Here is a 13166-nt window from a genome sequence, read left to right on the forward strand (position 1 = left end):
TATGCCCAATGCCCATTTTTTAAAACATATCTGCGGGGTCGGCTGATTGTAATTTCCGGGTGGCGATCGCACCAGAAATTACACACATAATCATTGTCAGCGTTAATACCGTCAAGGCTCTTGCTACGGTCATATAAAGTGGTAAATTGGTGGCATTACGAGTTAAAGCATAAAGTCCTAAAGGTGCGATCGCTCCGGGAATAAACCCTAAAACTGCCAAAATTATCGCCTCTTCAAACACCACACCTAATAAGTAGAGATTGTTATACCCCATTGCTTTGAAAGTGGCGTATTCTTTTATATGAGAATTCACATCTGTAGAAAGAACTTGATAGACGATAATCACGCCCACTATAAATCCCATTGCTACACCCAGGCTGAAGATAAACCCGATGGCTGTATTTGTTTTCCAGTAATTTATTTCAAATTCGATAAATTCTGCTCTGGTTAAAACTTTGACATCATCATCTAAATGAGCTTCTAAAGCTGCTTTCATCTGCTTTGGGTCGTAGCCTGGTTGTAGTTGCACCAAACCAAGACTGACACCGCTAGCTTCTCGTCTGGGAAATAGTCGCAGAAAGTTCTGGTCGTTGGTGATTAAAGTGCCATCGGCGATGAAGGAAGCGCCGACTGAAAATAAGCCGCTAATAGTAATTGTCCGGCGTTCTATTTCGGTTGTGACAGTTTTACCTTGGTCAATTTTGGCGATCGCATCATTATAATCTCCTCTAGAGGCGCGATCGAACAAAACGGTATCTGGTAGCTTAACAGCATCTATCTGGCGGTTCACATCTGCTAAGTTAAACACTTGCCGATCGGGATTGAACCCCATAACTAATATTGTCGTCTTCTGTTGTGTTTGGGGATTTTTCCAATCAACAATGTTGACATACATTCCTTCTGCTGACTTTACACCTGGTATATCCATTGCTTGATACAGCCGTCGCCGCGTAAAGCTAGACATATTTGCTAGGTTGCGTGCTTGGGGACTGATGACAAACATATCAGCCTCCATACTCCGATGCAGGATTGTGTTACTTTCAAACAGGGCAGTCTGAAACCCTAGCTGCATGAACATCAAAACATCGGCAAAGGCAATGCCTGACAATGCTACCAAAAGACGTCCTTTTTCATGACTCAGTTGCAGCCATCCTAAAGGTGTTCGCCGCCGCAGTTGCTGGATAAATCCAATCACAGTTCAATTACCGCCTTGACTTGCAAATTAGTTAAGCTAGAAGCATTTTGGCTAGATAGTTTATTCAGTTGCACATGGACTTCCACTACTCTGGCATCAATATTGCTAGAAGGATCGGTGTTAATCAGATTTTGCCGCTTTACCTGCATACCAATCCAATCCACTCTTCCCTCTAATTCATTGCGGAGGGAATCACTGCTTACCAGCACCTCTTGTCCCGGACGCACTTTCTTGATATCACTTTGGTAGACTTCTACTACTGCATACATCTGGTCGGTTTGCCCTAGAGCCACAATTCCTTCATTGCCAACAGTTTCTCCGGCTCGTGTATTAATCTCCAAAATTCGACCAGCTTTAGGAGCCACAACGTATGCCTGTGCCAGTTCTGCTCTAATTTTCTCCACGGTGGCTTGAGCGCTGTCTACCTCTGCTTGTGCATTTGCTATATCTGTAGGACGGACTTCAGCAGTTTGATTCAGGTTAGCTTTTGCTTCGTTAATCTGCTGTTGCAAGCTGGCGAGGGTTTGATCCTGATTAGCTTTTGCTTCGTTAATCTGCTGTTGTAGGGTTGCGACAGTTCTTGTCTGAGTGGCTTGGCTTTCAATTAACGCTTGAGTGGAAGTTTCGGCACTTAAACGTCTGCTATCAACTTCCTGACTAGAAATTGCTCCTGCTCTGTATAAAGTCTCGTAGCGCTGCACGTCAGCTTGAGCATTACGTCTCTCGGCTGCCACGCGAGCAACTGTTGCTTGCAAGCTGCGTTGTTGCCCAAGGAGTTCTGCTTCTAGACGATTAATTGTGGCTTGCTGAGTTTTAATGTTTCCTTGTAGTTCTACTTGCACACGATTCACAGTTGCTTGACGCGCTCCAATTTCTCCCTGTTTGGCTCCAGCTTTTACCTGGTTAAGGCGGGATTTGGCAACTTGAACTTGTTTTTGGGCTTCACTCAAAGTAGCTTGTAGGCGATCGCGGTTGTCCATAATGGCAATTACCTGCCCGGCTTTGACGCGATCGCCTTCTTTCACCAATAGTTGCTCTACCCGATTCCCTTCATTAGAAGAAGGCGCTGACAGTTTGATTATTTCTCCCTTTGGTTCCAACCGCCCTAATGCTGTTACTGTTTTTACCACAGGCTGAATTGCTACTGGTGCTGTTTGCTTTTCATTAGCTGTAGCCTGAAGCTTCATCACCGCATAAACACTGATTCCACCTATTGCTAGAGATGTAAGTATTGCAAGTAGAAGTGGCGATCGCAAAAGATTCTGAGAAGACCTCCAACCCTCTGAATTCCTGTTTTCCCTCATCCTATTCCCCCTTACCACCAGTAGCAACCTGTACTAAACTGTCCAGTTCAATTTATGCTAAACTAAACGGACTAGTTTAGTCAAGAGAACACAACTAAACTTGTCAATCAATTTGCTTGGCATTAGGGAATTGCAAAAAATAAATTATCCCTAATCATTTCTAGATTTGTATGGGCACAGGTATTGCGTCCCTAGACGGGATATTTTTTTAACTGGAAATCCCTTATGCTGCGGAATCCTATTCCCTATTGGGATTGATTGTCTACTACAAAAAAGTAGAGGAGAGGAAAGCTGATAATAGAGGCTTTGGGGCTTTATCAAAGGGTATATTTATTTTCGCAATTTTGTACTAAAGCATTTTGCAGCATCTATTAATATTGTTGAGAAGAAAGGATAATTAATAAATGGTACGCATCAAAACTGACGAAGTCGATCGAGATAATTCTGTTGATAAAGTAGAGCAAATTCTGCAAGGTGCAATGCAAGAGTTTCTCCAAAATGGCTATGCTGGTACGAGCATGGATCGGGTAGCAGTAGCAGCAGGTGTTTCTAAAGCGACAGTCTACAGCCACTTTCAAGATAAAGAAGGACTTTTCAAAGTACTGTTAGAGCAACTAACAAGTAAAAAGAATAGCTCCATTTTTGGCACAGAACCGATTGAGGGAGAACCAGCCACTATAGTGCGCCAGGTAGTAACCAAAGCATTAGATCAAATGCTTAACGACAAAGAACATAGTGCATTTATGAGAGTACTAATCGGGGAATCTGGGCGTTTTCCTGAGTTAGCTCAAATTTGTGTTCGGGTGATGATTAAGCCAGTAGCGGAAACTCTCACTCACTACTTGGCGGCTCCAGAATTAAAGATACCTGACCCAGAGGCGACAGCGAGAATTATCTTAGGAGCATTAGTGCATTTTCATATTACTCAAAATGTGATGCATGGACAGGATATTATACCAATGGAAAGCGATCGCTTGATTGATGCCTTGACACACCTAATCACTAAATGCGCCGATTGATTGGTTATATCCCGGCGCGTGGCGCTTGTTTGGTCGGAAAGTCAAATTCACCTTGAATAACAGTTGACTGTTTTTTCCATAGAAGCTACAGTACTGTCTCCGGCTTTTTTCGTTCCTTACAAGCTGCCACCAATACATCCTCTAGCGATCGCCAGATAACTAAGCAGGAATAACTTGAACAACTAGTGCGCGTTTATCCAGTGACTGGATTTTACCTACTTGACTGAGATCGTTTGCAATTCGGTCTAGCAGTTCTCCCGCTTTGTCACGATATTGATGTTCTCGGCCTCGTAAACGAATGGCAAACTTAACAGAATCGCCTTTACTCAACCACTGACCTGCTTGTTCGATGCGTAAATTATAATCGGCTAAACCCACGTTTAGACCGAATCGAACTTCTTTTACCGTCGGTCTAGCACTCTGGCTCTGACGTTTTTTCTTTTGATACTGAAGCTTGCCATAGTTGAGAATCTTGGCGATTGGAGCGTCTTTACCTTGAGATACTACAACTAAGTCAAGCTCTAAGCTTTCAGCTAGCTGTAACGCCTCATTGGTGTCGATCAGACCACGATTGTTATTCTCATGGTCAATCAAAAAGACGCTAGGTGATTTGATTTGTGAATTAATCAGTTGCTTTTGGATTGCGATAATGAATTTCTCCCATTTGTTCAATACTTTGCTTTACAAGCAGGTAATGCCAATTTAACACAACACTGAATCAGAGCAACTTTAACAACACAATAGACGGCAATCTGATAGAATGAGGGACTGCGGCACTCGCTCTCAGTCTTTGCGCTACTGCCCATCCAGCTTTTCAATGATTTTTATCCGTCCGCCTAAGACTGACGCCATCATTGGCGACAGGCCGATGTTATTTTTGGAGTCTTATGTCTTTTTCCGATCTCGGCTTGTCCAATGAAATTATCCGTGCTGTTACCGAACGAGGGTACACGGAACCCACGCCAATCCAGATGCAGTCCATTCCTGCTGTCTTGTCGGGTAAAGATTTATTAGCTGGGGCACAAACTGGTACTGGCAAGACCGCTAGTTTTACACTGCCGCTCTTGCATCGGTTGTCGTCTAACAAGAGCAAAGGTACGCCTAATGGATACCCACCAATCCGGGCGTTGATTCTCACGCCGACTCGCGAATTAGCTGCCCAAGTGGAAGAAAGCGTGCGCGAGTACGGCAAGTACTTAAATCTTAACTCAATGGTGATGTTTGGCGGAGTCAGTATCAATCTGCAAAAACAGCGTTTGAGGAGTCGAGTGGATATTTTGGTCGCGACTCCAGGGCGACTGCTAGACCACGTACAGCAGGGTACGCTGAATTTATCGCAGATTGAGGTTTTAGTGCTGGATGAAGCCGATCGGATGCTAGACATGGGTTTTATTAATGATATCCGCCGCATCCTCTCACTCCTGCCCAAACAGCGACAGAATTTGCTATTCTTCGCTACTTTTTCAGACAAAATTAAGGCACTAGCCGCCGGGCTACTCAATAACCCAACGATGATTGAGGTAGCACGCCGCAACGTTACCGCTGACACGATCGCCCAGAAAGTTTACCAAGTAGACCGTGACAAGAAACGCCAGTTGCTTGCTCATTTGATTCGGCGAGATAATTGGTATCAAGTATTAGTGTTCACCCGCACTAAGTATGGCGCTGACCGTTTGGTGAAGCAGTTGGGCGAAGACCGCATTCAAGCCTTGGCAATCCACGGTAATAAGAGCCAGCCTGTGCGTACTAACGCTCTGGCAAAGTTCAAAAATGGCACCTTACAAGTATTGGTGGCGACAGACATTGCTGCTAGGGGTCTTGACATCAGCGAACTACCCCATGTAGTTAACTTTGATTTGCCCAATGTACCAGAAGATTATGTTCATCGTATTGGTCGCACTGGTCGCGCTGGCGCATCAGGTGAAGCTGTATCGCTGGTGTGCATCGATGAACAGCATCTATTGACAGATATCGAAAAACTGATTGAGCAACGCTTGCCGAAAGAAGTGGTTGCTGGTTTTGCGCCCAACCCCGATACCAACCCAGAACCAATTGCAAATGTACGGCAACATAGAGCCAAGCCCGGAAGTGAGAAGCGTCCGGCTCGTACTCCTAAACCGTTACCACAGACATCGGCTAAACGTAAAGCAGCGCCACCTGCCACTAATAACGAGAAACCTGGCGCTCGTTCATCTGGATCGCGCCGTTCTACTAAACGCGATCGCTAATATTCGTTAGCTGTTCAATAGATTGATTTTGCACGGGTTCTGGAAAATCTCACTTCCATTCCTCTCGCGTACAAATTTTCGTTGTACACACAAGTCTTTTGGAGTTGTGCCAGAGACTTTTAATCCAATACTTTGTAATATCTGTCACCAAAACAGTGCTGAGTGCTGAGTAACGTTAGCGGGGCGTTTAGCCCGTGCTGAGTAAAAAGTAAAATTAATTGCACTCAGCATATAGGGTAGTCACGCCCCTAAGAGCAAAGTTCTGTTCACCCTTGGCGTTGGCGTTCGTGTAGTTTTAACTATAAGGTTATACTCATTACTCAGTAATCAGTACTCAGTACTCAGTACTCAGCACTACTGAAATACAGTTGTCGGAATGCAGTTAACAGTGTCATAAAGAAAAGGTGAAGGTTAACCTGTAGGGTATAACTTACCTTAGACTTGCTTGACCTCTAGCTTCGATGGATCTATCACACTCATGACTGAACTGACGCTACGCCTACAAGAGGGAGATACCGAGACCACGATCGCAGTTGACCAAGATGTATTTACAATTGGTCGTTTGCCGGAATGTAATTTGTACTTACCTTTTGGTGGAGTATCCCGCAACCATGCTCGCCTGGTAAAAACGGCTGACGGTGTGTGGACTATTGAGGATCTGGGCAGCAAAAACGGGACGCAAGTCAATAAATATCTGGTTAACTATCCTCAAGAGTTACATCACGGCGATATCGTTTGGCTGGGCAATGTTAGCCTGGTAGTGCTGCTCACAACCGCTGTTTCTCAACCGACACCAGAGTATGCCGGAATTTCGGACATTAATGAGCAAAGAACCATCCTTCACAATGTCGAACAATTACAACAGCAATGGATTGCAGCTGATAGTAAGGATGGCAACATCAGCAATAAGGACAAAACCATTGCCCGTCTTAAAGACTTAGTGGACATAGCGAAAAATCTTTGTGCAGCCGCATCTATAGAAGAGATTTTTTCGCAGGTACAGCAAGTAGTTTTTCGTTACCTTGATAGTATCGATCGCTTGGCATTATTAATTGATGTCAATGGTTGTGGCCAGTTAGAATTAATGAATGCTGCCACTAGAAATATTTCTCAACAGAAACATCTCCCTTCTGATGGTAGTTGGATTAGTCGTAGTATCTGTCAAAAGGTATTTGAAGAAAAAGTCGTCATTCAAACTGGTGATACTCATCAGGATGAACGGTTTGCTAGCGAACAGAGTATTTTGGTCAAAGGCATTCGTAGCGCGATGGCAGTGCCTTTATGGGATGAAAATAAAGTTGTGGGCGTACTGTATGCCGATGCCAATTTTTCTTCTTACCATTGGGCGAATGAAGGTGAAGAAGAATTGAGTTTTTTCTCAGCTTTAGCAAATCTTGTAGCTTCTAGCGTGCAGCGTTGGTTATTAGTAGAAAAACTCAAAACTGAAGAGATGATTCGTCACCGACTAGAACGCTATCATTCTCCAGCAGTTGTACAGCAGTTGATATCTGTAGGCGGATTACCGGGTGGTCGTTTAGCTCCCGCCGAGAGCGAAATCAGTATTTTGTTTGCTGATTTAGTTGGCTTTACGGCGATTTCTGAAAGGTTAACACCAACTGCGATCGCTCAACTATTAAATAATTTATTTGAAGAAATGCTAAAAGAAGTGTTTAGTTGCGGCGGCACTTTAGATAAATATATTGGCGATTGTATTATGGCATTTTTTGGCGCTCCAGAACCGCAAGCAGATCATGCCGATCGCGCTGTTACTGCTGCTAAGGGAATGCTCACTCGTCTCGAACATCTGAATGCCAATGGTTTTTGGCTCGAACCCCTGCAATTACGGATTGCGATTAATAGCGGTAAGGCTGTGGTGGGAGATGTCGGTAGTTCCCAAAGGGTAGATTATACAGCATTAGGCGCGACGATTAATCTTGCTGCTCGGATGGAAGCAGTTTGTCCCCCTAGTGAATGCGTCATTAGTGAAGCCACCCATAAAATGCTTTCAGAACCCTCAGACTTCCAAGAAATGGGAGATTATCGTTTCAAAGGTATTGAGCGATTAGTTAAGGTTTATCAGACAAAATTGCAACCAGTGCCAACAATCATTGCTCCAATTATTAATCTTTAGGGATTGGCATGGGCTTTGAGGTCTAGATTATGTAACCCATCTAGTGACATACTCCTATAAAGATAAATTACGAATTACGAATTACCTGACTGTGCCAGCACTAAAAATTTGCTCTGCTGTCAAATCTAACTCTGGAAAAGTTGGCGACTGGATACGGTCATTTCCTTGAAACTTACTAACGCGATACTCACCTTCTTCTAAACAGCAAACCAAAATAGTTGGTTGTTTAGGCTTGCCAATAAATTCTCTACCGCCCAATGCAGCATAATCTACAATCCAGTATTCAGGAATTCCCATTTCTTCATAATCAGCATATTTTTTCAGATAATCATCACGCCAGTTTGTACTTACCACCTCAATTATTAAAGGAATTGATACTGCTTGAGTAACAGTTGATTCTTTTTTCCACCGAGGTTCATTAACTAAATTAGGGAGATTTAGGAGTAATACATCTGGCGAGTAAGCTGATTCATTTTCAAGTGGTTTAACTAATACTGTTTTTGGTATACCATAGCTTAGACTGAGGCGACTATATTCTAAAGTGATTTTTGTTGATAAAAATACAACAATCTCTTCATGGTCGCCTGTTGGTTGAGGCATTTCTACTACTACTCCGTCATATAGTTCGTAACGTTGTGCCCTGTTATCTGGATATTTAGCAACGAACTCATCGAATGTAACTACTTTGCCTAAGACTTGAGTCATAGCTTGATTCCTCAATTGTGCAAATTATAGCAACTTTATTTGTATTTAATTCATCAATATTAATACTTATTGATTGGTATAGTTTGATTCAATTAAAATTGCGAAATTGTAATATTTAGCAGCTAATTTTTGGCTAAAAGACTAAAATTTGGGTGGTAGCTTCCTTAGTTTATATGTATAACATTAGGAAGCCAACTTCAAGCTATTTTTTAACGGGAGGTCAGGTAATGGCGATCGCCACCATTAATCCCGCCACTGGGGAGACGCTCAAAACCTTTGAGGCGCTCAATGATGCAGAAATTAACGCTAAACTCGATTTAGCTAATCAGACTTTTGAACAGTATCGTCAGACTAGTTTCTCTCAACGATCGCAATGGCTGCAAAAAGCTGCTGATATTTTAGAGCAAGACAAAGCAGAATTTGCTAAGTTAATGACTCTAGAAATGGGTAAACCATTTAAAGCTGCGATCGCGGAAGTCGAAAAATGCGCCGCCGTCTGTCGCTACTATGCTGAACATGCCCCTACTTTCTTGGCTGATGTCAGTGTAAAAACTGATGCCAGCCAGAGTTTTGTACGTTATCAACCAATGGGTGCGATTCTCGCGGTGATGCCGTGGAATTTCCCCTTCTGGCAAGTCTTCCGCTTTGCCGCACCAGCATTAATGGCGGGAAATGTCGGCTTACTCAAACACGCTTCCAACGTGCCGCAGTGCGCCTTGGCAATTGAAGATATTATCCGACGGGCAGGTTTTCCTGAAGGTGCGTTTCAAACTCTATTAATAGGTGCTGCCAAAGTTGCCGATTTAATGGCTGATGACCGCGTAAAAGCTGCTACTTTGACCGGAAGCGAACCAGCAGGCGCATCCCTCGCCGTCGCCGCCGGCAAACAAATTAAAAAAACAGTTTTGGAATTAGGAGGAAGTGACCCGTTTATTGTGTTAGAAAGTGCTGACTTAGAGACAGCAGTTGTCACAGCTACTACAGCACGAATGTTAAATAACGGGCAATCATGTATTGCAGCGAAACGTTTTATTGTCGCAGATGCGATCGCAGATAAATTTGAAAAATTGCTTTTAGAAAAATTCGAGGCGCTGAAAGTAGGCGATCCTATGCAACCGGATACCGATTTAGGCCCCCTGGCAACTCCTGGTATTCTCCAGGATTTAGATCAACAAGTGCAAGGTGCTATTAGCAGTGGTGGTAAAGTCATCATCGGCGGACATCCTTTATCAGATCGTCCTGGAAACTTTTATCCGCCAACGATTATCATAGATATCCCCACCGACACACCAATCGCAAAAGAAGAATTCTTTGGCCCGGTAGCCTTGTTATTCCGGGTTCCAGATATTGATGCTGCCATCAAACTCGCTAATGACAGTCCCTTTGGGTTAGGTGCAAGTGCTTGGACAACCAACGACCAAGAGAGCGATCGCTTGGTTGAGGAAATTGAAGCAGGTGCCGTGTTTATCAACAGTATGGTCAAATCCGATCCTCGGTTGCCCTTTGGTGGCATCAAGCGTTCTGGATATGGCAGAGAATTGAGTATCCAAGGTATACATGAGTTTGTAAATGTGAAAACCGTGTGGGTTAAATGATTAGTCATTAGTCATTAGTCATTGGTCAAAGGACAAATGACTAATGACAAAGAACAAAAGTCTTATTCGTTAATAGAGTTGTCGGGAAATAAAATGAATACAGCAGAATTATTGGTGCAGTGCCTAGAAAACGAAGGAGTGCAATACATTTTTGGACTTCCTGGTGAAGAAAACCTGCACGTTTTGGAAGCGTTAAAACATTCTTCGATTAAATTTATTACGACTCGTCATGAACAGGGTGCAGCATTCATGGCCGATGTCTACGGACGCTTAACCGGAAAAGCTGGAGTTTGTCTTTCTACTCTTGGCCCTGGAGCAACCAACTTGATGACTGGGGTAGCAGATGCTAACCTCGATGGTGCGCCTTTAGTGGCGATTACCGGTCAGGTGGGAACAGATAGAATGCATATTGAATCCCATCAATATTTAGATTTGGTGGCAATGTTTGCACCTGTTACCAAGTGGAATAAGCAGATTGTGCGACCGAGTATTACACCTGAAGTAGTGCGGAAAGCATTTAAGCGATCGCAATCAGAAAAACCTGGTGCAGTTCACATTGATTTGCCAGAAAATATTGCTGCCATGCCCGTCGAAGGCAAGCCTTTGCGTAAGGATAATAGCGAAAAAACCTATGCATCTTTTGCTAGCATTCGGGCAGCCGCCGCCGCAATTTGCCAAGCAGTTAACCCATTAATCTTAGTAGGAAATGGAGCAATTCGCGCTCATGCGAGTGATGCCGTAACGCAATTTGCCACCTTGTTAAATATACCTGTTGCCAATACCTTCATGGGTAAAGGCGTGATTCCCTACACACATCAATTAGCTTTGTGGTCAGTGGGATTACAGCAAAGAGACTTCATTACCTGTGCTTTTGATAACACAGATTTAGTAATTGCGATCGGCTACGATTTGATTGAGTTTTCCCCCAAGAAATGGAATCGAAATGGTGAAATTCCGATTGTGCATATTGGGGTAAGTCCGGCAGAAATTGATAGTAGTTATATTCCCAACGCCGAAGTTGTGGGAGATATTTCAGATTCCCTCTATGAAATTTTAAAATTAGCAGACAGACAAGGCAAACCCGATCCCTTTGCTATTAGCTTAAGGACAGAGATTCGCGCTGATTACGAACAGTATGCCCATGATGACGGATTTCCCATTAAGCCGCAAAAGTTAATTTATGACTTACGCCAAGTGATGGGCCCAGATGATATCGTCATCTCAGATGTTGGCGCACATAAGATGTGGATGGCCCGTCATTATCATTGCCATAGTCCCAATACTTGCATAATTTCCAACGGCTTTGCGGCTATGGGTATTGCCATTCCTGGAGCTTTAGCAGCAAAACTGGTTCATCCTAAGCGCAAAGTCGTTGCTGTCACAGGCGATGGTGGCTTTATGATGAATTCCCAGGAATTAGAAACAGCCTTACGTGTCGGTACGCCCTTTGTCACCATAATTTTCAATGATGGTGGGTATGGGTTAATTGAGTGGAAGCAAGAAAATCAATTTGGCAAAGGAAACTCATCCTTTGTGCATTTTAGCAATCCTGATTTTGTGAAATTAGCCGAAAGCATGGGTTTAAAAGGCTACCGAGTTGAATCGGCTTTAGATTTGATTCCCACTTTGAAAGAAGCCCTCGCTCAAGATGTACCCGCAGTGATAGATTGTCCCGTAGATTATCGGGAGAATCACCGCTTTAGTCAAAAAGCCGGCGAGTTGACTTGTGCGTTGTAAAAAGTAGAGACGCGATTATTTAGCGTCTGTACAAGAGTTAGGAGTTAGGAGTTATTTATTCCTAACTCTTTATTAATTTCTACTCCTTTAGTGTTTTGGTAGTGGCGTGACACCAAAGGTTAACGCACGGCTTTACTTCACTTCATTTATAGATATATTTCTTCTCCTTCTTTGCGTCCTTTACGATTCGTAAAAAAAACCATTAAGCTCAGAAGTTCATTCACAATGAGTGAGAATCAATAACTTCTAACTCATCTCAATCATGACAATATTTAAGTTTTAATAAGCATCGTATTTCCCTAAAGACTTAATTGGTAAACTTTTAATTGACAGAAAATCTGACTTTTCACGTGATGTGGAAAAGCCTACGAAAAATCTAACACCCTAACCCCTTCCCGAAGCGGTAAGCGGGAAAATTCCAAATCTCTCTACTTTTAGGAGATAGATTTTCCAGATACCGTGAAAAGTCAGGAAAGAGGATACATCTGTTAAAAAGTATTTGGTACTAGGTATTATAGTTATAAAAAAATTGATTTTTTTACATAAATTCAGTATTCTGTTATGCCCTTTGGAAACGCTGGCAATACAAATAACACCCCAATTTGTCACAAACCGTGTAACTTGGAATGAATGTTCAAGGGATACATGATTTCATGACCTAAACAATCAATTAAGAATTAAGGTTCAATTAACGTTTAAGGAGAAGAAAGTTGTGAAAGCTAATCTTAAAAAGTGTGCAGCTATCGTAGTTTATTTTGGGTCGTTGTTATGGGGAGGTGCAGCCTACGCTAATAGCTTACCAGCTAATCTTGCGAGTACTTTGTTTGCAGCAGAAAATTTAAGCCTTAACACTCTTAATTCACAAAAAGTCAAGAAGGAAGTTTTATTAGCGGAATCCCCTACTGCTGTATATGCACCTCAACGAAGTCATTCAGAAGTATTCTTCCGGGGTACAGATGGATATCTCTACTATTATTATGTTGAAAATGGTGCGTGGAAATACGATAATACAAGCTTTAGAGCGTCGCAAGTTTCTGGTGATATAACTGCTGTATATGCACCTCAACGAAGTCATTCAGAAGTATTCTTCCGGGGTACAGATGGATATCTCTACTATTATTATGTTGAAAATGGTGCGTGGAAATACGATAATACAAGCTTTAGAGCGTCGCAAGTTTCTGGTGATATAACTGCTGTATCAGAAATGTTGAATCCTAATACAAAACTTTACATATCTAGTTACACTAACTCT

10 protein-coding genes are annotated in these 13166 nt (G+C 42.8%); 6 read left to right on the plus strand and 4 right to left on the minus strand.

Annotated features, from left to right (window positions below; all coding sequences use genetic code 11):
• Window positions 1–19: 19 nt before the first annotated feature.
• Together devC and RMX69_RS13535 are read right to left on the minus strand one after the other, a co-directional pair.
• Window positions 20–1195, minus strand: coding sequence for an ABC transporter permease DevC (gene devC, locus RMX69_RS13530; RefSeq protein ID WP_322637742.1), 1176 nt, complete (start codon window positions 1193–1195; stop codon window positions 20–22).
• On the minus strand, window positions 1192–2499 hold the full coding sequence (locus RMX69_RS13535; RefSeq protein ID WP_289798349.1) for an ABC exporter membrane fusion protein: 1308 nt from the start codon (window positions 2497–2499) through the stop codon (window positions 1192–1194). Before RMX69_RS13535 ends, devC begins: the two co-directional genes overlap by 4 nt.
• Before the next feature lie 404 nt (window positions 2500–2903).
• On the opposite strand from RMX69_RS13535, the gene RMX69_RS13540 reads away from it, so the two are divergent.
• Window positions 2904–3518, plus strand: a complete 615-nt coding sequence (locus RMX69_RS13540; protein WP_289798350.1) for a TetR/AcrR family transcriptional regulator — start codon at window positions 2904–2906, stop codon at window positions 3516–3518.
• 159 nt (window positions 3519–3677) lie between these two features.
• Here the strand turns inward: RMX69_RS13540 and infC are convergent, their stop codons facing one another.
• Complete coding sequence (gene infC, locus RMX69_RS13545) at window positions 3678–4190, minus strand: translation initiation factor IF-3 (RefSeq protein ID WP_289798351.1); 513 nt, start codon at window positions 4188–4190, stop codon at window positions 3678–3680.
• A 215-nt stretch (window positions 4191–4405) separates the two neighbouring features.
• Here infC and RMX69_RS13550 point away from each other — a divergent pair, with 215 nt between their 5' ends.
• Both RMX69_RS13550 and RMX69_RS13555 read left to right on the plus strand, forming a co-directional pair.
• The gene (locus RMX69_RS13550) at window positions 4406–5746 is read left to right on the plus strand and encodes a DEAD/DEAH box helicase (protein WP_322637743.1); all 1341 of its coding nucleotides are present in this window, start codon (window positions 4406–4408) and stop codon (window positions 5744–5746) included.
• A 478-nt stretch (window positions 5747–6224) separates the two neighbouring features.
• A complete protein-coding gene (locus tag RMX69_RS13555) occupies window positions 6225–7877 on the plus strand; it encodes an adenylate/guanylate cyclase domain-containing protein (protein WP_322637744.1) in 1653 nt (550 codons plus the stop codon).
• A gap of 81 nt (window positions 7878–7958) precedes the next feature.
• Here RMX69_RS13555 and RMX69_RS13560 read toward each other — a convergent pair whose 3' ends face one another.
• Window positions 7959–8582 (minus strand): Uma2 family endonuclease, encoded by a 624-nt coding sequence (locus RMX69_RS13560; protein ID WP_322637745.1) that lies wholly within the window; start codon window positions 8580–8582, stop codon window positions 7959–7961.
• Window positions 8583–8809: 227 nt separating this feature from the next.
• On the opposite strand from RMX69_RS13560, the gene RMX69_RS13565 reads away from it, so the two are divergent.
• From RMX69_RS13565 to RMX69_RS13575, 3 genes are all read left to right on the plus strand, one after another.
• Window positions 8810–10177 carry an NAD-dependent succinate-semialdehyde dehydrogenase gene (locus RMX69_RS13565; RefSeq protein WP_322637750.1) on the plus strand — a complete coding sequence of 456 codons (1368 nt, stop codon included), beginning with the start codon at window positions 8810–8812 and terminating at the stop codon, window positions 10175–10177.
• Window positions 10178–10270: 93 nt separating this feature from the next.
• Entirely contained in the window at window positions 10271–11914 is a 1644-nt protein-coding gene (locus RMX69_RS13570; RefSeq protein WP_322637751.1) for an acetolactate synthase large subunit, read from the plus strand.
• Between the two features lie 712 nt (window positions 11915–12626).
• A partial coding sequence (locus RMX69_RS13575; protein WP_322637746.1) for a hypothetical protein occupies window positions 12627–13166 on the plus strand: 540 nt, incomplete at its 3' end.

Origin of the sequence: Nostoc sp. EspVER01, assembly GCF_034530635.1 — a bacterium.
GTDB lineage: Bacteria > Cyanobacteriota > Cyanobacteriia > Cyanobacteriales > Nostocaceae > Nostoc.

Bases quoted from the DNA above. Each gene is read 5' to 3' on its own strand.
- RMX69_RS13535 (WP_289798349.1), bottom strand. From the start codon at position 2,499: ATGAGGGAAAACAGGAATTCAGAGGGTTGGAGGTCTTCTCAGAATCTT.
- RMX69_RS13540 (WP_289798350.1), top strand. From the start codon at position 2,904: ATGGTACGCATCAAAACTGACGAAGTCGATCGAGATAATTCTGTTGAT.
- RMX69_RS13550 (WP_322637743.1), top strand. From the start codon at position 4,406: ATGTCTTTTTCCGATCTCGGCTTGTCCAATGAAATTATCCGTGCTGTT.
- RMX69_RS13555 (WP_322637744.1), top strand. From the start codon at position 6,225: ATGACTGAACTGACGCTACGCCTACAAGAGGGAGATACCGAGACCACG.
- RMX69_RS13560 (WP_322637745.1), bottom strand. From the start codon at position 8,582: ATGACTCAAGTCTTAGGCAAAGTAGTTACATTCGATGAGTTCGTTGCT.
- RMX69_RS13565 (WP_322637750.1), top strand. From the start codon at position 8,810: ATGGCGATCGCCACCATTAATCCCGCCACTGGGGAGACGCTCAAAACC.
- RMX69_RS13570 (WP_322637751.1), top strand. From the start codon at position 10,271: ATGAATACAGCAGAATTATTGGTGCAGTGCCTAGAAAACGAAGGAGTG.